Genomic DNA, 24843 nt, shown 5'->3' with positions numbered 1-24843 from the left:
AAGGGAAGAGTAAACCCCTCTCAACCGTTTCGACAGATTGTACGCCTCGCGCGGGTTAAATTTTGGGTTAGAACAAGCTCGCATGTCGCGTAGCCAAACGGGATTAGGGGATATGCGGCTATTCGCCAACCTTGCATATCTGCTATGGTTCAGTTTTGATGATACATAACTGTTTCTTGACCGAAATCTTTCATTGCGTTACATATTACATGTGACTATTGCAGTACATGTGACTATTGCAGAAATTCCATCGTCAGCAATCCGGGAGGTCAATATATGGCAAGCCAGACGTCAGACCGCAAACCGCTCTACCGGCTTCATCCCACCAAAGATGTCGACGGATACAATTTTTTGGCCGATCTGGCGCTGGACATGCGAACGTCGTGGGATCACAGTGGTGACCATATATGGGAACAACTGGACCCGGGGCTATGGGATTTGACGCGCAATCCATGGGTCGTGCTGCAAACGGTGTCGCGAGAAAAACTTCAGAGCGTCTTTGCCGACCCCGTGTTCAGCAAGGACGTCGCCGAGCTGGCGCGGGAAAGGCATGAGGCGGCGGCCGCGCCCGGCTGGTTTCAGCAAACCTATCCAGTATCTCCTCTGAACTGCATTGCCTATTTTTGCATGGAATTCATGCTGAATGAAGCGCTCCCCATTTACTCGGGCGGGCTGGGCAATGTAGCCGGGGATCAGCTCAAGGCCGCCAATGATCTGGGCGTGCCGGTCGTTGGGGTAGGGTTGCTCTATCAACAGGGCTATTTTCGCCAGGTGATCGACAAGGACGGCGTCCAGCAGGCGCTCTTCCCTTATAACGACCCCGGCCAGTTGCCTATTACACCGTTGCGCCGCCAGAACGGGGAGTGGTTGCGGCTCGAGGTCAAATTGCCGGGCTATTCCGTCTGGCTGCGTGCCTGGCAGGTCCAGGTGGGCAGGGTGAAGCTGTATCTGCTGGACAGCAATGATGCGGCAAACTATCCCGCTCACCGCGGCATCACCAGCGAGCTTTACGGAGGCGGCCCGGAGCTGCGGCTCGAGCAGGAAATCTTGCTGGGCATCGGCGGGTGGCGATTACTTGTTGAACTGGGCATCAAGCCGGAAGTCTGCCATCTGAATGAGGGCCACGCCGCCTTTGCCGTCCTGGAGCGCGCGCGGCACTGCATGGAGGAGATGGGGCATGACTTCAAGACCTCGTTATCCATCACTCGCGTGGGCAATCTTTTTACCACGCACACGGCGGTAGACGCGGGTTTCGACCGCTTCGACCCGGATCTGATCGAGCGATATCTTGCCGACTATGCCAGAACGGGGCTGGGCATAACTTGTCAAGATCTGCTGGCGCTGGGGCGTGGCGATCCGGACGACGCAACGGAGCCTTTCAACATGGCCTATCTCGCTATCCATGGGAGCGGGGCGATAAATGGAGTGAGCCGCTTGCACGGAAAAGTGAGCAGGCACCTCTTCGGACCCGTTTTCCCGCACTGGCCGGCGAGCGAAGTCCCTGTGGGCCATGTAACCAACGGTATTCATGTACCGACTTGGGATTCGGTACCGGCGGCCAAGCTATGGAAACAGGCCTGTGGAGAAAATCGCTGGGGCGGGACTACGGAAATGCTGGAACAGAATATCCTCTGTGTTTCCGACATCGATCTGTGGCGATTTCGTAGTGTCGCGAGCAAATCGCTTGTCGAGTACATCCGCAAGCGGTTCACCCGGCAACTTGCCGTCACGGGGGAACCGCCCGCAGCGGTCGAGGCGGCCAAAAGCATGTTTGACCCCGATACGCTGACTCTGGGTTTTGCGCGCCGCTTTGCGACCTACAAAAGACCGGATCTGCTGCTGCACGATCCCGAGCGGTTGCTGCGGCTGTTGACTAATCCGCAGCGCCCGGTACAACTCGTCATGGCCGGCAAGGCGCACCCGGCGGACGAGGCAGGCAAAGCGTTGATCCAGGAGTGGATGCGTTTCATCCATCGCGCCGGCGCACGCGCCTCGGTCATTTTTTTGAGCGACTATGACATGCACTTGACCGAGCAACTGGTGCAGGGGGTGGATGTCTGGCTCAATACCCCCCGCCGGCCCTGGGAGGCAAGTGGAACCAGCGGAATGAAAGTACTTGTCAATGGTGGCATCAATTTGTCGGAACTCGATGGCTGGTGGGCGGAAGCGTACACCCCAGAAGTGGGATGGGCGCTGGGCGACGGGAACGAGCATGGCGATGATCCCGCCTGGGATGCGATTGAAGCCGAAGCCCTTTATGATCTGCTTGAGCACGAGGTAATTCCGGAATTCTATACTCGCGACGAGCAAGGTATTCCCACCGCCTGGGTCACGCGCATGCGCAAGAGCATGGCGCAATTGACGCCCCGTTTTTCCACCAACCGGGTGGTGCGCGAATATACCGAGCGCCATTACCTTCCGGCAGCGGCCGCGTACGGCGAACGGAGCGCCGACAACGGCGCGCTGGGTGTGCAGGTGGAAACCTGGCGGCATGCGCTGGAGCATAACTGGTCTGCCTTGCGTTTCGGCGAATTGAGGGTCGAGACCGACAGCGAGTATCACAAATTTGTAATTCATGTATATCTGAATGACCTCGATCCCGAGTCGGTGCGGGTCGAGCTGTATGCGGACGCTATTTTTGGCGGCACTCCCGTGCGCCACGAGATGACGCGGCTGCATCCACTGATAGCCGCAGCCACGGGTTTTGCCTATCATGCATCCGTGCCGTCGGATCGTCCGGAGTCGGACTACACCGTTCGGCTCATACCCCACCACCACGCCGCGGAAGTTCCGCTGGAGGCGGCCTGGATTTTATGGCAGCGGTGAGGTTGCTCATGCCGGGAACGAGGCAAAAACCGTAGGACTGCGTTGCGGTATTGCACGCAGCCCACGAATCGGATTTACGAATATCGGAGGGGAGTGGGGGGGTGTGGTATTCTTCATTGGGTCCGCCGATCAATGAGGATGTATTTTGGCGGTATAAAAATTAAAAAGGAACCGAAATGAAAGTAAAAGAGAATTTCACATTAATCGGGATCTCCTTGATGCTACTCGTTTTTGGGCTTACCGCATGTGACAAGCCGGGCCCCGCAGAAACCGCTGGTAAAAAAATAGATCAGATGAGCGGTGAAGCCAGCAAGAGAATAGATGAAGCAACCGATGAAATCGGTAAAAAACTCGGCGAGCAAGGCGAGAAAGCCAGTGTGACCATTGATGATGCCGAGATTACGACCAAGGTTAAAGCAGGCATTTTTGCCGAGCCCGGTCTCAAAACGCTACAAATCGGTGTTGATACCATAAAAGGCGTTGTGACATTAAGCGGATCAGTCGATTCGTGGCCAAGCAGCGATAGGGCTAAAGCACTGGCTGGTGCGGTGGCTGGAGTGAAAGAGGTTAAAAATCTGCTTGTGACAAAATAAAGCAGATGAAATTGAGTTGTCGGTAACACCCTGAGGAGTAGGTCCTCGGGTCCCTTGTTTTCGGTGCAATAGCTAACGCTACGCAAAAAGCCTTCAGCTTCCCACGAGTTGTCCATGGCTTCCATCCGCTCCTCTCGCGATTCGATACCTTGGACCCACGCTTAGCCACTCTTAGCCACTTGCTTATTGCCTCATTCATTCAAGTGCCACCCGTGTCACCTCTTTTCAACAGACTGATCTTACAGTGCCTCTAACTGGAGATCAGGCGGCAATTCGCATTTCGCGGAGTCGACGGCGAGGGAGTTTGCGAGTTTCATCTTTATAAACCGCGAAGACAATGTCCTTGTCCAGCTCCAGCCTGGGCTTACCCGCAGAGCGGAGCTTTTTGTTAATACCGCTTTCCAACCAGCAGTCAAACTCATCCTGCGTGTAACCATACAGGTCAACGTATCTTCGTTTCTTCATAACATTTCTTCCGGCAGGGATACAATCAGTCAGAAAAAGCCCTGGGCTTCAGGACTGGGCGCATTTTGCCAATCTTCATGCAAGGAATATGTTCGGTACCGCACCCACGAAATCCCTGCTTACGGGTTTAAATATGAGTGTGAGACACCGAACAGTATGAGATCCCGATTAGTATTAATCTGATCTCCTATACTGTTCAGAGGTTACTGAGCAGCGAATAGCGGGAAGGTAATGTATGACAAAGGAGAAAATATCGTGAGGGTTACGAACAAATCCATTCTCCTCGTCGAAGATGATCGAGTGGATATGATGATGGTTATCCGCGCGCTCAAGCAGGTTCACGTTACAAATAAAGTTGTGCACCTGGAAAACGGGGAGGACGCGCTAAATTACCTCAGGGATGAGGACAACGAAAAGCCCTGCATCATTTTGCTCGACTTGAACATGCCCATCATGAACGGCGTCGAATTCCTGAGAGCGGTAAAAGATGATGAGCAGCTAAGGCAAGTTCCCGTGGTGGTACTGACTACATCGGACGAACAACAGGATAAGCTAAACAGCTTTAACTTCGGCGTGGCCGGATATATGGCGAAACCCGTTGACTACTGGCAATTCGTCGAAGTCATGCGGTCAATTGATACGTATTGGACTGTCAGCGAGATGCCTTGAGATATGAACCATAAGTCCACCTCTGACTCCGCTGCGCAGAATCAATCCGATGTTCTCTCTCGAGAGTTGCATGCTGGTAGAGATCTCGGTTGAAGCGTTCCTTGCGTTTGGTATAACCAAGTTGGAAAATTTACCTGTTCGCATCGAACAAGCAATTGCTCTGCCAGACGAAATAACTGGTTTTTGGCGATAATCTTTAGTGATCTTGATCGTTTTAAACTGGTTAACAACACCTATGGGCATGCCATCGGTGACACGGTACAACAGGCTGTGCGGCAACTGCATCAGCGCGTCTCTGAGGATACTCTTTGCCGTTATAGCGGTAATACGATGCTGCCAGAAAGTATCTGGCCATGCTCAAGTGGTGCTGTCTGGCGCTACTTCCGGTTTACGCCTGCGACGGGTGGGGGCAGCAGGTTTGCGGGGGGGGTTGGGTGCTGCTTCCTTAGGCGTGGCTTGAGCCGTTGGCTCGGCAACCGCTTGTGCTGCCCGCGCTGCATCGGGTAGAGGCGCATCGGCGGCACGCGGCTTGGCTGAGGAAGCAGTCGAGTCAGGCGCTGCCAGGGAAGCAGCCAAATCAGGTCCGTCAGGCACATTGGCTGTTTCTGGCGAAAGAGGCCTGCCAGTCGTCTTTGATACCCCGGTCTTTGCCTTTTTTTCCACCGGTTTGCGGCTGCCACGTTTCTGGTGGGCCGTCTCCTGCTTGCCGCGGGTTTCCACGACCTCCACTGGCTTGGCGTCGGCTTTCGCTTCTGCTACCACTTCCGCGACCGGTACGTCCGGCGCCTGCTCGGCTACGGCCTTGCCGGGCAACGTTCCGCCGCTGCTGCGATAAACGTAGGTGCCGGATTTCTCGTCACGACCCAGTTCAAGCAAACCGCGCAGCTGTGCCTCGTCAAGCAAATTGCCAAAGGCGCGGAAGCCAAAGTAGGACTCATTGAAATCAGGCTTGCGCCGCTTGATCGCCTGTTTTAGCGCGGATGCCCAAATCTTGCCGCTGTCTCCGCGCTCCGATACCAGCGCATCGAACGTTTCCACCGCTATTTCTATTGCCTTGCTCTTGCGCGCTTCCAGTTCTTCCTTGCGGTGCTTTTCCTCATCGGGCGAGCGCCTGGTCTCGGGCTGCACTTCCTCTGTATCGCGTTTGGCCGCCCGCTGGCTCTCGCGTACCAGATCGTCGTAAAAGATGAATTCGTCGCAGTTGGCGATCAGCAGGTCAGAGGTCGATTGCTTGACGCCGACGCCTATCACCTGTTTGGCATTCTCGCGCAGCTTGGAGACCAGCGGCGAAAAATCGGAATCCCCACTGATGATGACAAAGGTATTGACGTGCGATTTGGTGTAGCAAAGGTCCAAAGCATCCACCACCAGGCGGATGTCGGCCGAGTTCTTGCCTGACTGGCGTATATGCGGAATTTCGATCAGCTCGAAGTTGGCTTCATGCATTGTGGACTTGAAGCTCTTGTAACGATCCCAGTCGCAGTAGGCCTTCTTGATGACGATGCTGCCTTTGAGCAAGAGACGCTCGAGTATCGGCTTTATATCGAACTTATCGTATTTCGCATCGCGTACGCCAAGTGCGACGTTTTCGAAGTCGCAAAATACAGCCATGCTGACGTTTTCGTGGGATGAAGCCATAGGGTTTATTGTTTTCCAGATGATGGGTCGGGCTTATTGTCACACGGAACAAAGGTATTCACCGACGGATTTACAAAGGAAGGTAGCGAAGATCACTTGAACCATCAGTAACGAATCGTGAAATAAACGAGTTTGATTTCCGGCTGAAAAATCGGAATCAAGGCTTTCACACACATTCCATGAAATCCAATCCCGGCGGGATGCTTTCCTGGTGGTTTTTTAAAACTTCATCCGATAGACGTTGGTATCTGATATTTTAGTTCATCTCTTTTTGTAATTCAGAGTAAACGTAAAAAAATAAATAATACGAACACTACCTTGCACTTTCGAGGTTAAACTCAGCGTTTTTCAACGTTATTTGCAATGATCGTCACGCTTTCCCGCGGCTTGGCATGAATATCTTGATGAGGCAGTCGCGCAACTGCCACCTATCGTCGCGTCGGTCGTGCTGGTGGCGTTGGCGTGCGGATTCCCGGCATCTCGGGTTATTTTCTATTATATACGGAGCTAGCCTCAATGATTGCCCACGCAGCAACGACACTCAGCATGGTTTCCATTATTGAAGATCACGCCCGCAAGCGTTCCGATCGCACAGCGATTATTTATAATGACCGGCGTTTTTCCTACGGTCAGCTCAACGCGATGGCTAATATGATTGCCAATGGGCTGGTGAACCTCGGTATCAAACCGGGCGACCATGTTGCCCTGTCGTGCCCGAATCTGCCGTATTTTCCGATGGCCTACTACGGGATAATCAAGGCAGGCGGGGTAGTAGTCACCCTTAATGTATTGCTCAAGCCGCGTGAGATTGCCTATCACCTGCAAGATAGCGAAGCCAAGGCGTTTCTTTGCTTTGAAGGCACAGCCGAGTTGCCGATGGGCCAGATGGGCAAAACCGCATTCGACACAGCGCCGCAATGCGAGCACATGATTGTCATCACGGCCAATCCGGCATCACCCACGCCTATCGAAGAGGCCAGGACATTGGGGCAGTTGATGCATAACCAGCCGCCGACATTCGCTGCCCATGCGCCGCAGGCCGACGACACCGCTGTCATACTCTACACCTCCGGAACCACCGGCCAGCCCAAAGGTGCGGAGTTAAGCCATATGAACCTGCTGATGAATGCGATGGTTGTGCGTGATCTGGTCGCTACGGTGATGGAAACGGGTGCGGATGCCGAAAATGTCGTGCTGATTACTTTGCCCCTGTTCCACGCCACTGCCCAGCAAGCGCAGATGAACGCGAATCTGCTGGCTGGCGCTACCCTGACGCTCATGCCGCGCTTCGAGGCAGGTGCGGTACTGGAAGTGATGAAACGCGACAAGGTGAATTTCTGGACGGGTGTTCCCACCATGTTTCACGCCTTGTTGCATTACGCTGCCGCGAATAATATCGACATCGCGCCGATTGCGGCCTCCCTGCGGCTGGCGTCTTCCGGCGGTGCGCCGATGCCGGTGGAAGTGATGAAACAGTTCGAAGGAATGTTTGGCGTCAGGATCATGGAAGGGTATGGTTTATCGGAAACAGCACCTGTCGCTTCCTTCAACCATATGGACAAGCCCTCCAAACCGGGTACGGTCGGCCAAGCACTCTGGGGCGTGGATATCATATGTGCGGACGATAATGACCGGCCAGTTTCAACAGGCGAGCGAGGGGAAGTGCTGATCCGGGGCCACAACATCATGAAGGGCTACTACAAGCGCCCCGAGGCCACGGCCGAAGCCATGCGTAACGGCTGGTTTCATACCGGCGACATCGGCATCCTTGATGAAGAGGGTTATCTGTCGATAGTCGACCGAAAAAAAGACATGATTTTGCGCGGCGGCTACAGCGTTTATCCACGCGAACTGGAAGACGTCATGATGACCCATCCATCGGTATCGCTGGTAGCGGTAATTGGTATACCCGACGAGAAACTGGGCGAGGAAATAAAAGCCTTTGTTGTCAGGAAAGCCGGCATGGAAACTACCGAGAAGGAACTCGTGGCCTGGTGCAAGGAGGAGTTTGCCGCTTACAAGTATCCCAGGCACGTCGAGTTTCGTGATCACCTGCCAACCAGCGCCACCGGCAAAATTCTCAAGCGTGAGTTGCGGCAGTGATAAATGTATCAGCGACTTCGGACTGCCCGGCTCCCTTTAGGATTCAAAGTGCCATAGCGGAAGCCGGACAGTCAGCGCCACGCCGAGTACTGGCTATTGCTCCGCTTAATCGAAAACTTGCCTACACGATTTTACAGGAAATGATAGCGTCCTCATCATACGAGTAGATCGCGCACAACCGGTGATAACCATCGGCAATGATGACCTTGCCATTGGTCGAGTCTCGTATCAATAGAAGCGGAGCGAGCGCTTGCCCTGACTCTATTTTCTGTTGATCTTTTTCGACGTGTGCGTTGCTGACCCCAACCAGCGGGAGACCGGATGCCCTGAAAATGTCTTTTGCCTTGAACACCGATGTGGAAGCGCGCTTCAATTTCTCCACATACGCATCGATAACGGACTCATCATACAGCAGGCTCAAATATGACGTGGCCGCTGGGTAGTCGTGTTCTTCCGGTTCGCTCAACCACTTGATTTCAACTTTCTTCTTTGTCATATCCGGTTCTCCAGTACGTGTATTCTCCTGCTTTTCACCCAATCACGTTTTCGCTGAAATTCTTTAAGTCTGACGGCTGCAAGGCGGATCAAAGCCACCTATTCAGGCGCTGCTGCCTCGATGGGCGATAGCCGGAAAAGATTGGGCTTGTGGGTTTGCTTGATGTCGATGCCGATCCATGGCCGCATGTGGTTGTCGATCACCAGCCCTTCGGCTTTTTCGAGTCCCGCTGGAAGATTCCAGTAAGCGCCGTGATCCACCCCGACCTTGTTTTCATCAGGCTTCAGTGTCTTTTCCAGACGGATCAAGGCTGATCCCTCTTGCGATAGCAGGTAGACACTGTCATCGGGCCCGAGCGTGATCTCGCTGGCATCTTTGGCGAGATCGCTCAAGCGCGCGGAAAACTTCCATGTCTTCAGCGCTACCAGGCGTTGCGGGTACGCACGGCGATCAGGCTGGTTTTGTTGATCAGCCTTATCCGAAAGCCCGACGAAGGAGTCGTCTTCCTGAAGAAACGTTGCCGGGCCATAACCCATGGGAACATCCCCCTCGGGGCCGAACTCGACCAGCATGGGTGGTTCCTTTTCCTTGAGGACAAGGACGTGGCCCTTTTTCATGAGTATCATCCCTTCTCCGCGCGAGTTGGAGTGTGCTTTCCAGGCTGAGTCGAGGTCACTGATGCTGGAGGTATCCAGGCTGAAATTCCCCCGGTCTTGCTGCAAGCCAAGGTCAAGGCAGGAAATTTCGCTGCGGGTTTCGTTCAGCATGCAGATCGTATCTTTCCCGTCCGCCGCGATGGCTTCCCACCCGGACACATCTTTTTTATCCTTGCCGATGACAGGCGCGGCATCATGCACATCAATGATCGCGTCCGCCATGCCGCTGAAGCGAAAGCGGGCAACTTCGTGGGTTTTATCGCCAACAACGTAGAGGTTGACGCCATCCTCATCCGTTTCTTTGCTTTCCTTTTTTGTCGACCGCACGATGGCGAGTCCGGAGACCTCTGCAATAGGCACGTTATATTGCTGGGTGACGGTCAGCGCCTTCTTCGGATTTCCGGCAGCGTCAGCGGCGGTAGAGGTCGCATTGCCCAAGCCCAGCACGGTAAAAATATAAGCACAGGCGGTAAGTACCGGTAGCTGCGCAGGCGCTTTTGGCACGGCTGCTTTAATCGTCCCTGCCGATGGGCTGGCAGTCCGTTCGTTCACGCTGTTTCCGCCCCTTTCATCTAGTTTCGCCCTTCGGGTCCTGGTGGCCGCGGCTGATTTCTCAGCACGCGCAAGCGTTGCCTTGCATAGTCGATCATCTCTTTTGCGCGCTCGATATTCTGGTGCTCGGTACTGGGCAGTTCATCGTTGGTTTTGATGATATAGCGGTCGCGCGCGTCCAGGATCTTGTTCTTGAGCGGGCTATCCGAGCCATTTGAGCCGTAGAGCGTGGTCAGGTATTTGCCGAGGTGCTTTCTGAATTCCGCATCGAGCTCGGGCGTATCAAACAATTCATCGAACAGTATGCGTGGGGCGCTGACAACCTCGGCATAGGAATAGCTGCGCGCTGTGCCGCTGGCGCCATCATAGTCGAATGTGTCATCCATATCCGAGGCGATGAGCTTCCACTTGCCGCTGGGCGGATGAAAGTACAGCACATCGTTATTGAAATTCCCGTAGGCGCTATCCCAATGGCCCGCAGTGGTTGCGAATGCCGCGTAATTCATGATCGAACCGAGATCGAGAACTTTGCCGAGTTCCGATGGGCTGTCCGCCGCATCGAGGCGTGCCTTCAGGCCTTCGGTTCCGTTGATGTGAGCCATGGCCTTCAGCAGGTCTTCCGCATTGGCCTCTCCGATCTTTTTACCATCCATGTATTCGGGCTCAATGCAACGATAGGTAAAGCCTTCATTCCCTTTGTCGACCCTCAGGGCGCAGCCATGGGCCATCGAGAAAAAGGTCGGTTTCTCGTCGTCATAACGCATTTTGAAGAAACCCTTATCGAGTGGTTCGGCGATAAGGTAGGCGCGAACAATTCGATTGTTGCAAGCATTGTCCGCATCGTTGGCGCAAAACCGGAACTCGACGAGAGCGTAAGCCGTTCGGTAAGTGGGAGGACCTCGAAGCGTCGTTCTGGCGATGTCCTCCGTCCTGGCGCTCGCCCATGTTGCGACGAATTCGCGTGCGAGCATACCGTTACCGCTGTCATGCTCGCTGCTTGAGTCGTTGTAGCTGCGGCGCAGGCTCAGTTCCTGGAGGCCGTGCAAGGTTCGGCCCTTCATTGCTGCCCCGCTCTGCTCGTCGTAATTGACCTCGTGCCAGTCCTCGGTTCCTTGCCGGGTGTAGACGCCATTTGCCCTGTCGAAGGAAACACTGAATTGCAAGCGCGGAACGCAGCGCGAGCTGTTGCCCCGTACCTTGATCGCAACATCCTTCATGGTGACATCATTGAATGTAAAGTCGCGTACATGAGCCCACCCGGCGTGGGCGGCCTTACGGCATTCGTTGCGTTTCTCGTCTTCATGAAGCCGATCCCAGACCGCCTGGTTCATGCGAATCGAAATCCGGTGCAGCTCTCCATTGAATAATCCGCTTTCTGTAAGCGCCCACAAATCTTTACCGGATGCTTCCGGGCGCCCCGTTTCTACGGCAGGCTGTAATGCGGACTGGGCGCCGCGCTTTAGCGGTTTTTGTGCAAAGGAGGGATCGGTGTCGAGGGAAAGGTTGAGTAAAACTGTAATGCAGCAAGCTGGCAATATCCATTTCTTGTCCATGAAAGCCTGGTTCCCGAGTGTACTTCAGTCCAATAGGCAACCTGCCGAAAGCCGGTAAGATTGCACCTTGGGAGAATAACCTGATTTCTCCCAAGGCAGCGATGCCTATAGCCCGGCGGCAGTGATCCTGCGCCGGGCTATCTTTTACTTATTGCAAGATGAGCGTTCAGCCTGCGCGACATAAATATCTTTATGTCGCGCAGATTGCTGGTTATGCTGCGCTAACGCGAATAAAGTGAATACTGCGGACAGTGCTGACATCGCCAGTAATCACGGTTATTAAACCAGGCTGAAAAACAGCGTTATCGTCCCCCAGCCAAGCTGGAATCATAGGCAGGTTCGGGTTGCCGCGCTGCAGCCCCGCACTTCCCGGTATGATTGGCGGTGCCAGAAGCCTGTCGGACTTGAAGAATCGCAGTTTTGCAGCCGATTTCCTTTAAGTCGGGCAGGCTGCTAGGGCTCCAGTTTGGCATCCATCGTAATCTTTGCCTTCAGGAGTTTGGATACGGGGCACCCGACTTTGGCCTTGTTGGCAATCTCCTCAAACTGGGCCTTATCCGCGCCGGGAATTTTCGCCGATACGGTAAGATGGCTTGCGGTGATTTCGAACCCTTCCCCTGCCTTGTCAATCGTCACGTCGGCGTGCGTTTCGATTTTCTCCGCCGTCAGGCCCGCCTCGCCGAGCATTAAAGAAAGCGCCATCGAAAAACAGCCGGCGTGCGCAGCGCCGATCAGCTCTTCGGGATTCGTGCCTTTTCCATTTTCGAATCTCGATTTGAAACCATAAGGCGCTTCCTTGAGTACGCCGGTTTCGGTGGAAATGGTGCCGCCTCCGTCTTTGATTCCGCCCTTCCAGACTGCCCATGCTTTCTTGGTTGTCATGATCGCGCCTCCTGTTGCAAGAAAAGTTGCTTGCGGGTAAATGACCGGTGATCGATTTGTGAAAAGACAACTACATTGCGTTCTGGAGCGCTGCTGGTCTGTTCGGTACCTCACCGATGAGCCAATAACGCGGGACTCTCTTATTTCGACATGAAACCATGGCGGGTACGCGCGTTTCGCACCTGGCACGGCGGTTTGGTTTTCTACCGGGAATCCGGGGTGGATCGCCCATTCCACAATATCGCTACGCCAATGATCGCCGATAAAATCGAGCCTGCGAAAATTGCAATCTTGACGGCAGCATAATCGCTTTCCTGGGGAAAAGCCTGGCTTGCTATGAATAGAGACATGGTAAAGCCGATTCCGGCCAACGCGCCGGCGCCGGCCAATTGGCACCAGGAGTAATTGTCCGGCTTGGCTGCGATACCCAGCCATACTGCGGCAGCGGTGGCGGCAATAAACCCGAGTGGCTTGCCGACCACCAGTGCCGCGGTCGTACCCATTATCAATGGCAAGTGGCCGCTGAATACATCGGTATCGACTACTACCCCTGCATTAGCCAGGGCGAACACCGGTAGCACCAGAAAACTCGACCTTGGCGCGACATGACGGAGCATGCGGTCGGCGGGTGATTCAAGCCGGTCATGTATCGCGTCCAACGCTTCCAGAGAGGGCTCGGAAGGCCCGTACCGCAGAACTTCCTTGCCGCGCTGCGTTTCGGCGGTCAGGATGGCATCGGCTTGCAGCATCAGGGCTTGAAGATTAGGCGGCGGCCGGGTCGGAATAAAGACAGCGAGAATAACGCCGGCCAGGGTCCCATGTATTCCGCCGGAGTATACGCATACCCATAAACCGATACCGAGGAAGACATAGGGAGACGCGCGGTATATGCCGCCTTGATTGAGTAGCGCCAGCAATCCTGCGATTGCGGCCGCGCTGGCAAGATAGCTGAAGTGGAGGCTGCCGGAATAGAAAATCGCCACGACGATGATTGCGCCAATATCATCGACAATAGCGGCCGCAGTAAGAAAAACGCGAAGCTCTATCGGGACACGTTTGCCCATCATGGCAATCAACGCGACGGCAAAGGCGGTGTCTGTTGCCATCGGTACGCCCCAGCCCAGTGACCACGCCCCTGCTGGACCCTCGGGCACCAGTATCAGATACAGCATGGCGGGCACAACCATACCGCCAATGGCGGCGGCAACCGGTAGCATCGCGGCTTGCCGGCTCGCAAGGTGGCCCACCGTGAATTCCCGCTTGATCTCCAAACCGACGACCAGGAAGAAGATGACAAGCAGCCCGTCGTTTATCCAATGCCGCAGGGAGAGTTCGAACCCGTCGCCGGCGAAAGTAAATCCCAGGGGCAGATTCCATAAATCATTAAAGTCCGGGCCGATCGTGGAATTGCTCAGCATGACTGCAAGCCCTGTCGCCAGCAGCAGCATGATGCCGGTCGAAGGCGCCCATTTAGCGAAATCCAGCGCAGCCGAGTGGACGACATGCCCCAGTGAGCCCAGCATCGCATCGGAAAGAGAGCCTGTATCCCACGGGCCGTCGTAGCGCCGTTCATTGATGAAAAAAGTCGGTGTAACGGTGACGCCGCTCTCGGCCGCACTTTCGATGTCCGCATCCACCCGTGCGGCGGCTCGGGCAGCAGTGTTGTCTTCTTGGGACGCGGTATTCGCACCAAGGCTCAAATCCGCGGCGAGGGTGCTGAGGTCTTCCTTGGTCAGCTTGTTTGAACGCGCCATCAGCGCGACATGCACGTTCCAGAAGTGCGCTGGATCACCGGCGTATGACTCCGCCAACTCGGCAGCGTGGCGGGCGATATCGTTTCCCGGGATGGGGCGGTGGCGAAATACGTAGCGCAAACGTCTGCCGAACCGGTTGCGCATCTTGATGACGCGCTCGTGGGCCGCGCTCGAAGGCTGATCGCCATAGCTGCCGTATTCGACCAGCGTGATCTCGGCATCCGGCGGACCCAGCACATGGTCGTACGCCTCGTCCACAGGCCGGTCTAGCCGGTTCGACGGAGCTTCGGGTGTCACTTCAGGGGTCGCGCGAAGGGTGTGTTGCTATAGGTACAGGAAAAGCTGGACTTGGCCCGGTTTTGCACGGCCCCATTGCGCAACGATTGCGACGCGATCAGTAAATCGACAGATCGTTTGGCATTCCCATGAACGAGGGAGCTGCATACTCCTGGTCGCTCATTCGCTCGAGTGCCCTGGATAACGCGTCCCGGAACTCACGCGCCTGCTCCGCCTGCATGACGTAAGGCCTGCCGGGGTCGGCTTCGGCCAGCTTTTGCTGCTCATGCGATAAAAATGGAAAGCGGATAGAGAGCAGGCCGTCGACTGGCTCGGTTTTTACTTCCCATCCGGTTATCGGGAATTGAAAAAGATCGTCGCCCATGAGAGCACTCCTCATTAAATTGGAAAACCGAAGTTTAGCAAACGAAGCTTTATTACTTCGTTCACTAACGCACATACGGCGGCGGCAGGCGATGGTAGAAGAATAGATGCAGCATGCCGGAAGTTCTGGTTCCGGCAACAGCCGTGATTGACGCCAGGAGGCGCGCTGCCAGGGATGCCGGCTTGAGCGGAGATTGTCGGTAGAGCATATGGGGGATATCGTCCGATGAAAGCTTTTCAACTTGAAGAAACTTGCGGCACAGGCGGCCTGATGTTGCGCTGTAATCTGGAGAAACCCGAACCGGGCCCCGACGAGGTGCTGATTCAAGTACGCGCCACTTCATTGAATTTTCGCGATTATATCGTGGCGCACGGCCAGTACCCCGCCGGGGTGAAGCATTGCGTGATTCCGCTTTCGGATGGCGCCGGTGATGTGGTTGAGGTCGGGATGAACGTCACAACCGTCAAGGTAGGCGATCGCGTTGCAGGGTGCTTTTTTCCCGACTGGGTATCGGGCCCATTGACGCAGGAAATCTTTCAACGTTCGCTTGGTGGACCACTCGATGGCATGCTCGCCGAATATGTGGTGCTTCCCCAACGTGCAGCCATACCGTTTCCAGAGCACCTGACTTACGAGGAAGCGGCAACCCTGCCGAACGCCGGCGTGACCGCATGGCATGCGCTGGTCAAGGCCGGACGCATTCGGGCGGGCCAGACTGTGCTCCTGCTGGGCACAGGTGGGGTAAGCCTGTTCGCTTTGCAGTTCGCCAAGTTGCATAGTGCAATCGTTATACAGACTTCAAGCAGCGACGAGAAGCTGGAGCAGGCCAAGGCAATGGGAGCCGATCATCTTATCAACTATGAGAATACGCCGGAGTGGGATGAGGAAGTCATGAAGCTGACCGATGGACGAGGTGTGGATATCGTGGTGGAAGTTGGGGGCGCACAGACGCTTGAGCGCTCTTTGAGGGCGGCGCGTTTTGGCGGAATGGTAACGCTGATCGGGCTGATGGCGGGTTTCGGGAAAATTGATCCTTTACCGTTGATGCTGCGCTCGATACGTATGTACGGTATCAATGTGGGCTCTGCCGAGATGTTCCGCGCAATGAATCTTGCCATCGCCACTTCCGGATTGCGCCCGGTGATCTCCCGCACATTTCCCTTCGATCACGCAAACTATGCCTATGCCTATCAGTTCAACCAGGCCGAGGACCGTTTCGGGAAAACGGTCATTACTATGTGACCGGGATATACCGTCGTCGCCGGTGAGGTATTGCTGCTTGTGGCGAGCAGCGGGTGCAAGTGATCTGACGATCAATCACTATGTCTATACATAATAGGTCCACCATCTTCCCCTATGCCTTGACTTGATAGCGGCAAACCATCGGCAAACGGGATAGAGCGATGCGGTTACCGCAACCCAGATCAGATAGACGACGGGGAGGCTGAAGCCCCACCAGGGTGGGAAAAAAACCGGAATCGTCATGAATGAATCGATATCGCCCCTTATCGCATAGCCAAATACGATAACCAGCCCATGAATGACGTATAGATGGAGGACGTAAAAAAACAGGGGCACGCGTCCGAAGGTGATGAAAAAATCTTCCACGAGCCCATGCCGCCGCTCGAATACTGAAAGCAGGATGAACATGGCCCCCAAGGTCATCAGCAGGAACAGCAGGGAAGGGGGATATTTTGTCGTATTCAGAAAGGAAAAAAGCGTGAACAAGGCCGTTTCCCGAGTAGACCAGGACGAAGGGTCGCCATAGGCATTGTAGGCCCGTAAAATAACGAAGGCCGCGATGAGGGCCGCGCCAGCTGCAAGCGCCAGCTGTTTCCTTGTCTTCGACGTCGTCAGCATCAAAGGGCCGAAGGCGTAGCCCGCAGCCATGACGCCGATCCAGGGGATGAGGGGATACCCCACCGGGAAGCGCGGAATATGGAGCACACTTAACAACCATCCCTGCCACCCCAGCGATCCATCCGCCATCTCGAAGTCCTCGAGCCGTATACCATCCAGCAGGTTGTGCGCCGCAATCATGCCGATACCCAACACGGCTATCGACCACAATGGCATATAGACAAGCCCGGCCAGCACGACCATCGACCACCCCAAGGCCCAAATGACCTGCAGATCCATCTGGCTATAGTCCAGATTGAAAAACCACGCAAGGCGGACAATCGTAAGCTCGAGAATGACGAGCCAGAGCCCCCGGGTGAACAACCGGGCGGCAAGCTGATGGCGATCCGTACTGTGAGCCGCCGATAAGAAGGCGCTGGTGCCGGCCAGGAAGACAAAGGTAGGCGCGCAAAGATGCGTCGCCCAGCGGGTCAGAAACAGGGCCGAATCCGTGCGCGAAAGATCGGTAGGACTGAAATCGGCATCCAGGAAATACCAGCGCACATGATCCAGCGCCATGAGGACGATCACCAGCCCGCGCATTAAATCCAAAGACGCGATGTGGGGGATCCTTGCCGGAATTGCCGAAGATGGATGATTCACACCTGATAGCCCGGTATTGCTGGCATTTATTGCTGGCATCGGCCGCATTTTAAAATATGCCTCTGTGCGGTTTTAAGTAGGATGGGTGGAGCGTAGCGCAACCCATCAAAAGCACGCAACAGTTACATTAAACATTAACCACGACCGGATACCGTTGCGATGCCTGCGTGGTAGGGTATGAGTAGGGTATGAGAGTAGCAAAATAACTGCCAGAATGATGGATTGCACTACGCTCCACCACCCATCCTATATAAGGTGCGCCATAACGCTGAGAAGGGTGCAGAGGCATATTTTAAAATAGCCCCTCGACGTCGGGCTTCAAAAGCGTATAATTTTCCGGCAGGGCAGAATAAGCTGTCGGGGTGGCGTGCAGCCTGATTCAGCCCTATTTAAGCCAGCCTCATTTTTCATGCCGCTTGCCCATTCCGCGCTGGTCAGGTTTATATCAGGATTGGTACTTGGTACTTCAGTGGCATCGTATCCGAATATTGCAAGACGCAGATGGGGTTAACGACTTCTCGCCCCATTGTAGGGTATACCTTGGCCGGGCTTGTCTCGGCAGCACCTACCCGCGTCAGAATTTTTTATGATTGCCGAGGCGTTATTTTTCAAGGCGAGGCTGGAAGGAGCTCCGCTAGCACAACTCGGCCCGGGAGAAGATTGATGAGATACAGGCGAGCGTGGGATCGTCTGTAAAAATGCCGGCGCAATAAAACGTGCCTGGCTAATCCATGGAAGAGCGATACACAGATGATTTTTAGCTCCCCGACGTTCATTCTGCTGTTTCTACCGATCGCGTTCCTCGGTTATTTCGCGTTGATTCGAATGCGGCTTGTCCTCGCGGGCAAGGCATGGCTGGTGGCGGTAAGCCTTTTTTTTTATGCGTATTGGAACATAGCCTACCTGCCGATTCTCGTCGGCTCCATACTATTTAACTTCGCTGTCGGCACCCATCTTTCTTCGAACTCTGCGGCAGGATATTCGAGGTTCCCGCCCCGTCTTGTTCTGGCTGGCGGAATTGCTGCAAACCTTGGGTTGCTTGGATATTTCAAGTACGCCAACTTTCTGACAGACAATATCAATGCCGCTTTCAATGTTGGCCTTGCCTTGCCCGACATTTTGCTGCCGCTCGGCATCAGTTTTTTTACATTCACGCAAATCGCCTACCTCGTCGACAGCTATCGCGGCGAAGCCAGGGAATATGATTTCCTGAATTACGCACTGTTTGTCACCTTCTTTCCTCATTTGATAGCAGGGCCCATTCTGCATCACCATGAGATGATGACGCAGTTCAAATCGCGCTGGAACCTCGCGGTGCGCTACCGCAATATTGCCCTCGGACTGTTCATCTTCAGCATCGGCTTGTTCAAGAAGGTGGTCATCGCCGATACTTTTGCAATCTGGGCAAATGCCGGGTTCGATGGTGAAACAGCGCTTGATTTTTTCAGTGCCTGGGGAGCCAGCCTTTCCTATACCTTTCAGCTTTATTTCGATTTCAGCGGCTACTGCGACATGGCGATCGGGGCGGCATTGCTGTTCAACATCTGGCTGCCCATCAATTTCAATTCTCCTTACCAGGCACTGGATATCCAGGATTTCTGGCGAAGGTGGCACATTACGCTCAGCCGCTACCTGCGCGATTACCTCTATATTCCGCTTGGCGGCAATCGTTGCTCCACGCCCCGGGTGTACCTGAACCTCATGGCAACCTTCATATTGGGCGGGCTCTGGCATGGTGCAAGCTGGATGTTCGTGATGTGGGGGGCATTTCACGGTGTTGCACTTGTTCTGCATCGGGCATGGAGCGGGCTGGGCCTGCGCATGCCGAAGGCATTGGCATGGCTGTTGACATTCAACTTCATCAATTTTACCTGGATTTTCTTTCGAGCCAATACCCTGGAAGATGCACTCAGGGTCATGCGTGGAATGGCGGATGTGGGCTCGCTCTTTCATTTTTCGGCAATGGACGTGCAAACCAGCGGCCTCATGTGGGGCGGCTGGTTTTCCGATCATCTCCTGAGGTGGCTGCCTGCTGGTCTTGCGGCGAACGTATTCTGCTTCACAGCGATCCTGCTTACACTGGGAATCATCAGCCGGAAGAACTCCTTCGAGTTGATGGCGGACGGCTATGGGACCGCAAAACTATCGGGCGCGCTGCTGTTGTTTTGCGTTGCCATGTATTGCACGATGGTAACGACGAGCTCGATATTTCTTTACTTCAATTTTTAAGTCTAAGCGGCCCCCGCATGAAAAAAAGAGTTTTAATGTTCGTTTGCGTTGCCTTGCTTGCATTGGCGGTGGTGCCCGTGATCAACCTGAGCATGCTGAACGGGCAGAAGAATGAAGGGCAGGAATGGTGGAGCGAATCCGTACTCTACAATTTCGACTTTGCATTGGCTTTGCTGAGCCGTTTTTCTTATCCCCATGGGATTTCCACTAATCCGAGCCAGGTGTTCATCGGAAAAGAAGACTGGCTTTATCTCGGGGATCAGTACAACAAAACCGTCGCCCAGGGACGTCACGGGACAACGGCCAAGGACGCGCAAATAGCCGGGTTGATAGGGAGTGCGACCGAATCCTGGAGCCAGTGGCTGAATCAAAAAGGCGTCAGCATGTTTCGGGTCATGCTGGGACCCGACAAGGGGACGATCTATCCCGAGTTCCTGCCGGACTGGGCGCAGCCTGCTGCCCACTCTGCAACGGATATGTTGCTGGCCAATGTCAGCGAGGGGCTCTATGTTGACACCAGAACGGCCTTGCGAGCCGCAAAGTCTCAGTTTCCCGAATCGCTCTACTACAAAACAGACACGCATTGGAACAGCCTTGGCGCATGGGTCGCTTTTAGCGCTTTCGAAACCGAAATTGCTCGCTCCGAGGAAGGGTTGCGGCGGCTTACCGAGCAACCGATACGTCGTTTCATGGTGACTGAGCGCCAGGGAGGGGATTTGGCGAAATTCCTGAGATTGAAGGAAACGTTGCGAGATACAGAGGTGGTCATCAAAATTATCAGTGATCGCGCTATCGAAACCGAGCATTACGATTTCGATACGGGCAGCCTCAAGCGATCGGGGGGCAACCCTGAAATTCATACCGCGCGGCGTCCATTACTCGTTAAATCGAAACATGCCTTGAATGAGAAGAGAGTGTTGTGGTTACGCGATTCTTTCGGGACGGCGATGTCACCCTTCATGGCTGCCACTTTTACCGAAACACTGCAACTGCATTATGACGAGGCGCATCCGGAAGTGTTTGCCCGCCTGGTGGAAACCTTCAAGCCGGATTATGTATTCATCACAGTGGTTGAACGCGCAGCCCGCAGGAAGCGGTTCGGAACGCCCCCGCCCCCCATCGTTGCTTCAAGAGAGCCGGAAGTAATCGCCTCCCCAAGCGAAGGTTTTCTGTCTCAAATCAGCTATAGGGAATAAGAGGGCTGCGGAAGCGCCACTATTTCATGCGCTTAGCCGTTAATTTTTTTTGTGCTATGTGCTAAAACACCATTGTTGCGCTACAGGCTCTTTATGTTAGCGCACAATCTACAGAATATCTGTAGCCGCTGTGGCTGCTTATTCATTAACCTCATTCCACTTCGCCGCCGCAAGGCAAACCGCTTCGCGCAGGGTCGCGCCCTTTGTCTTGATCTCGTCGCAATACAAGGTGAAGCCGCCTCCATATTGCGGGGTAGGGCGGTTATAAATTGCCTGGTCGCAGTATTCGCCTAACCAGTCCAGTATTTCGCTATCTGAGAGATTAAGGGGAGCCGGGCGGCGTTCGGTCCATATCTCCATCCAGTTCATCCAACGCCCGGCCCCGTTTTCCGTCATCACGCTTTTCCCTCGAGTTTACGTTGTTTGCCCTTTCAAATCGGGCTCAATTCCGCGCCAGGCACAGCCTGGACATTTCTTTGTGCGTTTCCTTCACGCGACCGCTTGTCTTTCCACGCCGCCGGGGGCTTACTGGATCGAGGCTATGCCGGATCGGGCTACACGTCTGTTTCGCGGATGCTGCAAACACCTGGACCAAACAAACTGAGGTGTTGCAGCACGGAGAGCATATTACAAGTTAATCTTGTAATTGTCAAGGAGAACTTGTAGCGCCTTGCCCGCACTACAAGTTTCGAACTGAGGGATTGCGGATTTGACTAAACGAAGCTTATCGGCTTGGTATTCTTACGAAAGGCGACACCTCGGAGTCGCGCTGATGCGTACGTCCTGGGCCATACTCCACTACCTGGCCGTCTTGTAAGATGACTGAATAATCCGAGACATCGCGATAATAACCCCCAAAAAAAGTCCAGGGGGTGGTGTTCCGGTCAACGTAGAGCAATACCTCATACTCGCCGCTGCGCTGGTAGCCATCGGGGCTACCGACAGCGCTCAGGACCTCGGATTTTGTCATGCCTTCATGCAGGCGGTTCATTTTTGGCCCCATGGCGCATGAAGAAAGGACTAATATGCTGAGCAAAGCGACAATAGCGGGTTTCATAGTGCACTCCAAAAGATACAAATAATTATTTTTAAAAGGCGTTACGCGGTAAGCGGAAGAGCCCCCGCATGGACGGGCCCAGGCGTGCTAGCTCTCCAATTCCTTGATGAGCAGGGCGACTTCGGCCACATCCGCAAGAATTTCCTTTACCGCTTGCTCGAGCGTATAGCTACGCTTTTCCACTTCGCGCAATTGTGGAGGGAATTGCATAATATATTTCTCTCGTTTGGCGCGAGCCTTTTCCGAAACATGAAAAGCGAACAGCATCTCTGTGCTGTCATAGGGGAGAATACCGTTGGAGGATTTCATATTGTTATGGTCTTGGTTAGGTCGGTTGCACTGTGGTTGTTTATTATTCCCTGGCTTCTCTTCGGCAGCTTACCAGCAACCTGCGGACTTAAGGGGATTGGCTGCAAAAACGTCTGGCCGATTCATATTTCGCCGCTTTCTTGCCGATAGAATAGCTATTGACCTTCAAAATCCTTAAAAATCTGTCGCTCGCCCAGTCACTTTTTAGCTGAGATTCTTCAAGTCCGACAGGCTGCTAGCCTCGGCGCCTGTCAAATTTCCGCCTGTCCAGTTGATGCCGATCGTGCAGCCTTCTATCTGACTGCCGTCTTTCCCCGACCCTTTGTTCCTGCCGGGGACATCCGACGCGGAGGAAAAGCGGGTGCCGGATGAGCGGCTAGATCGGGAACAGGCAATGGTTTCAGGTCGGGCATAGCCTCCGCCCTTTCCACAGACCCTTCGCCGACAAGGGCCTTGCTTATTGTTACCAGGCGGGCAGCGTCTTCTTTCGACATGCGCCGCATTGCTTCAATAACTTGATCGATAAGCGGATCATGATCCGAGTTGCGTTTTTCAGGATCCGCTTTGGCGGATGGGCCGGCTCTTGTGCCCCTGCGTTCACCATGTGGTTTTACTCCAGGCGCCGCCGGTGCGTCCGAGGGCGCACCGAAATGCGTCACCGTTGGCGACAGCTTGAGTATCTGCGCAATCTTGTTCAATCTTTTTCCGCGCGGCTGGGTTGCGCCCGCCTCCCATTGTTGAACAGCCTGCGGCGATACGCCAACCAGATCAGCCAACTGGGACTGGTTCAAGTTAAGCTTTTCACGCCCCTCCCGAATTATTTTCGCAATATCCATTCATTCATAATACAAGCAACTCTTGCAATCTGCTTACAAGAATAACTTGACTGAACAAGTTAAACTTGTAATAATGCCTTCTATTGGAGAGCGCCGATTAAAAAAGGTTTCATTATGCGATCCGACCAGCCGGATTACCGGATTCATATTCAGTTACAGCGAATAAATGGAGTTATTTCGTGAATTATTACGAACGATATTGCGGCGACTATCAGCGGGACACAGCACACTTGTCTTTGGCGGAGCACGGGGCTTACACGATGCTGCTCGATACTTACTTTAGCGTAGAAAAGCCCTTGCCCAAGGATTTGTCCAGTCTCTACAGGGTTTGCAGGGCAATGACCCGGCTTGAGCAGCACGCCGTGAAGGTGGTTGCCGATCAGTTTTTTCCTGTTTCCGAGATGGATGGATTGCGCCATAACCATCGTGCCGACCGCGAGATCGCCAAGGCCCGGCCTAAAATAGAGGCAGCACGTATCAACGGCAAAAAAGGCGGCCGTCCGCCAAAAGAATCCTTCCAGCAAACCCGGCAGGAAACCCGGGGCATACCCGATGGGTTATCCATGGGTTGCGGCAACATAACCGCCGCAATACCCGTTGGGGAGCCCGGTGGCAAAGCTCACCAGCACCAGCACCAGCACCAACCCAATCAAGATAGAGACTGTAGTTCTACACGAACTATTTACTCGCCAGAAGAGCAGGTGCGTGTATCCGACATCGCGTCTGGTGTGACTTCCCCGGTTATTTGCGACGTCCATTCCAGCCCCATCCAACCCTTTGAAGCTGAAAGCCGAAGTTCAGCGCCACCGGGCGCGGCAGGGGCCTGTTGCAAGGCTTTGGCCCGGCATGGGGTGCAAGGCAGCAATCCTCATCATCCGACGTTGCTTGCGTTATTGCAGGCAGGCGCGGTGGAGGATGAGTTTGTGCAGGCGGCGAAAAATGCCATTGCAAAGGGAAAGGAGAGTTTTGCTTACGTCATAGGTACGGTAAAGCGCCAGCGCGAAGAGGCCGCAAAACTGGTCTTGCATCAGGGGCGGATGCCAAACAGGCAGGAATTGCTCGAATCATCGAACAGGGCTGCGACGAAAGGATGGCTGCCGCCGGAGTTGAGGCTGGCGGAAGCTGGAGAGCCGCAATCAGGGGATGCCCAGCATGCAAACTGATGATTTTCAGAAATTTCAGGATGGAATTGCCGGGGTAATGGGGTTTTATGGCAAAAGCGTATCCACTTTTGCGCTGGATGTATGGTGGACGGCGCTCAAGAGGTATGACTTGGCCGCGATTGTGGATGCTTTTAACCGGCATCTGGCGAATCCGGACTCGGGACAGTTTGCGCCCAAACCCGCTGACATCATCCGCATGTTACAAGGCTCGACGCAGGATGCCGCGCTGAGAGCCTGGGCCAAGGTCGATCAGGCCGTGCGGCAGGCGGGAACTTATTGCGACGTGGTGTTCGATGACGCGCTGATCCACCGGGTGATCCATGACATGGGCGGCTGGATTGCGCTTGGAACCAAAGCCGAAGATGAATGGCCGTTTGTGGCAAAGGAATTCGAGAACCGTTACCGGGGCTTCTGTTCACGCAGCGAGCGTCCGCACTACCCGGCGACACTAATCGGCATCGCGGCAGCCCATAACAACCTGAAGGGTTTCCGCAATGACCGGCCGCTGTTGATCGGGAACGAGCAGTTGGCTAAGCAGGTGCTGCACGGAGGAACGGATCAGCCGGCGCTGGGTTTGAAACGCATGAGCGATGGTCTGGACGAGGCTATTGGAGAAGGATTGCATAGCCGAAATGGGCAGGCGAAATATGAAAGAAAGGCAGGTTGATCGGTACGGTGTCGAGAAAGGGGCAACGGAAGTTTG

Annotated in this window: 23 protein-coding genes and 1 pseudogene; 10 read left to right on the top strand and 14 right to left on the bottom strand. The window is 54.5% G+C overall.

What is annotated here, in order from left to right; all coding sequences use genetic code 11:
- Positions 1-276 precede the first annotated feature (276 nt).
- Both glgP and BUA28_RS08500 read left to right on the top strand, forming a co-directional pair.
- Positions 277-2826 (top strand): alpha-glucan family phosphorylase, encoded by a 2550-nt coding sequence (gene glgP, locus BUA28_RS08505; protein ID WP_072767676.1) that lies wholly within the window; start codon positions 277-279, stop codon positions 2824-2826.
- Between the two features lie 176 nt (positions 2827-3002).
- Positions 3003-3419, top strand: a complete 417-nt coding sequence (locus tag BUA28_RS08500; protein WP_072767675.1) for a BON domain-containing protein — start codon at positions 3003-3005, stop codon at positions 3417-3419.
- 261 nt (positions 3420-3680) lie between these two features.
- On the opposite strand, the gene BUA28_RS08495 is transcribed toward BUA28_RS08500, so the two are convergent.
- Positions 3681-3884 carry a hypothetical protein gene (locus tag BUA28_RS08495; protein ID WP_072767674.1) on the bottom strand — a complete coding sequence of 68 codons (204 nt, stop codon included), beginning with the start codon at positions 3882-3884 and terminating at the stop codon, positions 3681-3683.
- Between the two features lie 255 nt (positions 3885-4139).
- Between BUA28_RS08495 and BUA28_RS08490 the strand changes: the two genes are divergently transcribed.
- Positions 4140-4553 carry a response regulator gene (locus BUA28_RS08490; RefSeq protein WP_072767725.1) on the top strand — a complete coding sequence of 138 codons (414 nt, stop codon included), beginning with the start codon at positions 4140-4142 and terminating at the stop codon, positions 4551-4553.
- A gap of 162 nt (positions 4554-4715) precedes the next feature.
- Positions 4716-4874: pseudogene (locus tag BUA28_RS16420) on the top strand (diguanylate cyclase); the annotation flags it as partial.
- A gap of 36 nt (positions 4875-4910) precedes the next feature.
- Here the strand turns inward: BUA28_RS16420 and BUA28_RS16280 are convergent.
- Positions 4911-6191, bottom strand: a complete 1281-nt coding sequence (locus tag BUA28_RS16280; protein ID WP_072767672.1) for an NYN domain-containing protein — start codon at positions 6189-6191, stop codon at positions 4911-4913.
- A 516-nt stretch (positions 6192-6707) separates the two neighbouring features.
- Between BUA28_RS16280 and BUA28_RS08475 the strand changes: the two genes are divergently transcribed.
- Positions 6708-8294, top strand: a complete 1587-nt coding sequence (locus BUA28_RS08475) for a long-chain-fatty-acid--CoA ligase (RefSeq protein ID WP_072767671.1) — start codon at positions 6708-6710, stop codon at positions 8292-8294.
- Positions 8295-8415: 121 nt separating this feature from the next.
- Here the strand turns inward: BUA28_RS08475 and BUA28_RS08470 are convergent, their stop codons facing one another.
- From BUA28_RS08470 to BUA28_RS15895, 7 genes are all read right to left on the bottom strand, one after another.
- Entirely contained in the window at positions 8416-8790 is a 375-nt protein-coding gene (locus BUA28_RS08470; protein ID WP_072767670.1) for a hypothetical protein, read from the bottom strand.
- Between the two features lie 98 nt (positions 8791-8888).
- Positions 8889-9998: a hypothetical protein gene (locus BUA28_RS08465; protein WP_072767669.1), complete on the bottom strand. Its 1110-nt coding sequence runs from the start codon at positions 9996-9998 to the stop codon at positions 8889-8891.
- A 20-nt stretch (positions 9999-10018) separates the two neighbouring features.
- Positions 10019-11551 (bottom strand): CotH kinase family protein, encoded by a 1533-nt coding sequence (locus BUA28_RS08460; RefSeq protein ID WP_072767668.1) that lies wholly within the window; start codon positions 11549-11551, stop codon positions 10019-10021.
- Positions 11552-12004: 453 nt separating this feature from the next.
- Entirely contained in the window at positions 12005-12433 is a 429-nt protein-coding gene (locus BUA28_RS08455; protein WP_072767667.1) for an OsmC family protein, read from the bottom strand.
- Between the two features lie 203 nt (positions 12434-12636).
- Positions 12637-14484 (bottom strand): Na+/H+ antiporter NhaA, encoded by a 1848-nt coding sequence (gene nhaA, locus BUA28_RS08450; RefSeq protein ID WP_072767666.1) that lies wholly within the window; start codon positions 14482-14484, stop codon positions 12637-12639.
- A 97-nt stretch (positions 14485-14581) separates the two neighbouring features.
- Positions 14582-14848 (bottom strand): hypothetical protein, encoded by a 267-nt coding sequence (locus tag BUA28_RS08445; protein WP_256598271.1) that lies wholly within the window; start codon positions 14846-14848, stop codon positions 14582-14584.
- Between the two features lie 64 nt (positions 14849-14912).
- On the bottom strand, positions 14913-15056 hold the full coding sequence (locus BUA28_RS15895; RefSeq protein WP_178297968.1) for a hypothetical protein: 144 nt from the start codon (positions 15054-15056) through the stop codon (positions 14913-14915).
- Positions 15057-15073: 17 nt separating this feature from the next.
- Here BUA28_RS15895 and BUA28_RS08440 point away from each other — a divergent pair, with 17 nt between their 5' ends.
- Positions 15074-16090 (top strand): zinc-dependent alcohol dehydrogenase family protein, encoded by a 1017-nt coding sequence (locus tag BUA28_RS08440; protein ID WP_072767664.1) that lies wholly within the window; start codon positions 15074-15076, stop codon positions 16088-16090.
- Positions 16091-16174: 84 nt separating this feature from the next.
- On the opposite strand, the gene BUA28_RS08435 is transcribed toward BUA28_RS08440, so the two are convergent.
- Positions 16175-17389: an acetyltransferase domain-containing protein gene (locus BUA28_RS08435; protein ID WP_083569942.1), complete on the bottom strand. Its 1215-nt coding sequence runs from the start codon at positions 17387-17389 to the stop codon at positions 16175-16177.
- Between the two features lie 711 nt (positions 17390-18100).
- Here BUA28_RS08435 and BUA28_RS08430 point away from each other — a divergent pair.
- Positions 18101-19579, top strand: a complete 1479-nt coding sequence (locus tag BUA28_RS08430) for an MBOAT family O-acyltransferase (RefSeq protein WP_072767663.1) — start codon at positions 18101-18103, stop codon at positions 19577-19579.
- A gap of 17 nt (positions 19580-19596) precedes the next feature.
- A complete protein-coding gene (locus BUA28_RS08425) occupies positions 19597-20775 on the top strand; it encodes an alginate O-acetyltransferase AlgX-related protein (protein ID WP_083569936.1) in 1179 nt (392 codons plus the stop codon).
- A gap of 138 nt (positions 20776-20913) precedes the next feature.
- Here the strand turns inward: BUA28_RS08425 and BUA28_RS08420 are convergent, their stop codons facing one another.
- The 4 genes from BUA28_RS08420 to BUA28_RS08405 all read right to left on the bottom strand — a co-directional run bounded on the left by BUA28_RS08420 (position 20914) and on the right by BUA28_RS08405 (position 22977).
- On the bottom strand, positions 20914-21171 hold the full coding sequence (locus tag BUA28_RS08420) for a hypothetical protein (protein WP_072767661.1): 258 nt from the start codon (positions 21169-21171) through the stop codon (positions 20914-20916).
- A 328-nt stretch (positions 21172-21499) separates the two neighbouring features.
- Positions 21500-21832, bottom strand: coding sequence for a hypothetical protein (locus BUA28_RS08415; RefSeq protein ID WP_072767660.1), 333 nt, complete (start codon positions 21830-21832; stop codon positions 21500-21502).
- Between the two features lie 87 nt (positions 21833-21919).
- On the bottom strand, positions 21920-22141 hold the full coding sequence (locus tag BUA28_RS08410) for a hypothetical protein (RefSeq protein ID WP_072767659.1): 222 nt from the start codon (positions 22139-22141) through the stop codon (positions 21920-21922).
- 293 nt (positions 22142-22434) lie between these two features.
- Entirely contained in the window at positions 22435-22977 is a 543-nt protein-coding gene (locus tag BUA28_RS08405; protein WP_072767658.1) for a helix-turn-helix domain-containing protein, read from the bottom strand.
- Between the two features lie 179 nt (positions 22978-23156).
- Between BUA28_RS08405 and BUA28_RS08400 the strand changes: the two genes are divergently transcribed.
- Both BUA28_RS08400 and BUA28_RS08395 read left to right on the top strand, forming a co-directional pair.
- Complete coding sequence (locus tag BUA28_RS08400; RefSeq protein ID WP_072767657.1) at positions 23157-24140, top strand: YdaU family protein; 984 nt, start codon at positions 23157-23159, stop codon at positions 24138-24140.
- The gene (locus BUA28_RS08395) at positions 24130-24807 is read left to right on the top strand and encodes a DUF6475 domain-containing protein (RefSeq protein WP_072767656.1); all 678 of its coding nucleotides are present in this window, start codon (positions 24130-24132) and stop codon (positions 24805-24807) included. The genes BUA28_RS08400 and BUA28_RS08395 overlap by 11 nt, the downstream gene beginning before the upstream one ends.
- The last annotated feature ends 36 nt before the right edge of the window (positions 24808-24843 follow it).

The organism is Nitrosospira sp. Nsp11 (assembly GCF_900142705.1).
Classification (GTDB): domain Bacteria; phylum Pseudomonadota; class Gammaproteobacteria; order Burkholderiales; family Nitrosomonadaceae; genus Nitrosospira.
This window is presented reverse-complemented; position numbering and strand designations above follow the sequence as displayed.

Coding starts and splice junctions, on each gene's coding strand:
- BUA28_RS08420 (WP_072767661.1), bottom strand. CDS start 21,171: ATGACGGAAAACGGGGCCGGGCGTTGGATGAACTGGATGGAGATATGG.
- BUA28_RS08405 (WP_072767658.1), bottom strand. CDS start 22,977: ATGGATATTGCGAAAATAATTCGGGAGGGGCGTGAAAAGCTTAACTTG.
- BUA28_RS08455 (WP_072767667.1), bottom strand. CDS start 12,433: ATGACAACCAAGAAAGCATGGGCAGTCTGGAAGGGCGGAATCAAAGAC.
- BUA28_RS08425 (WP_083569936.1), top strand. CDS start 19,597: ATGAAAAAAAGAGTTTTAATGTTCGTTTGCGTTGCCTTGCTTGCATTG.
- BUA28_RS08435 (WP_083569942.1), bottom strand. CDS start 17,389: ATGCCAGCAATAAATGCCAGCAATACCGGGCTATCAGGTGTGAATCAT.
- glgP (WP_072767676.1), top strand. CDS start 277: ATGGCAAGCCAGACGTCAGACCGCAAACCGCTCTACCGGCTTCATCCC.
- BUA28_RS08395 (WP_072767656.1), top strand. CDS start 24,130: ATGCAAACTGATGATTTTCAGAAATTTCAGGATGGAATTGCCGGGGTA.
- BUA28_RS08460 (WP_072767668.1), bottom strand. CDS start 11,551: ATGGACAAGAAATGGATATTGCCAGCTTGCTGCATTACAGTTTTACTC.
- BUA28_RS08495 (WP_072767674.1), bottom strand. CDS start 3,884: ATGAAGAAACGAAGATACGTTGACCTGTATGGTTACACGCAGGATGAG.
- BUA28_RS08410 (WP_072767659.1), bottom strand. CDS start 22,141: ATGAAATCCTCCAACGGTATTCTCCCCTATGACAGCACAGAGATGCTG.
- BUA28_RS08415 (WP_072767660.1), bottom strand. CDS start 21,832: ATGAAACCCGCTATTGTCGCTTTGCTCAGCATATTAGTCCTTTCTTCA.
- BUA28_RS08500 (WP_072767675.1), top strand. CDS start 3,003: ATGAAAGTAAAAGAGAATTTCACATTAATCGGGATCTCCTTGATGCTA.
- BUA28_RS08470 (WP_072767670.1), bottom strand. CDS start 8,790: ATGACAAAGAAGAAAGTTGAAATCAAGTGGTTGAGCGAACCGGAAGAA.
- BUA28_RS15895 (WP_178297968.1), bottom strand. CDS start 15,056: ATGCTCTACCGACAATCTCCGCTCAAGCCGGCATCCCTGGCAGCGCGC.
- BUA28_RS16280 (WP_072767672.1), bottom strand. CDS start 6,191: ATGGCTTCATCCCACGAAAACGTCAGCATGGCTGTATTTTGCGACTTC.
- BUA28_RS08475 (WP_072767671.1), top strand. CDS start 6,708: ATGATTGCCCACGCAGCAACGACACTCAGCATGGTTTCCATTATTGAA.
- BUA28_RS08430 (WP_072767663.1), top strand. CDS start 18,101: ATGATTTTTAGCTCCCCGACGTTCATTCTGCTGTTTCTACCGATCGCG.
- BUA28_RS08445 (WP_256598271.1), bottom strand. CDS start 14,848: ATGGGCGACGATCTTTTTCAATTCCCGATAACCGGATGGGAAGTAAAA.
- BUA28_RS08440 (WP_072767664.1), top strand. CDS start 15,074: ATGAAAGCTTTTCAACTTGAAGAAACTTGCGGCACAGGCGGCCTGATG.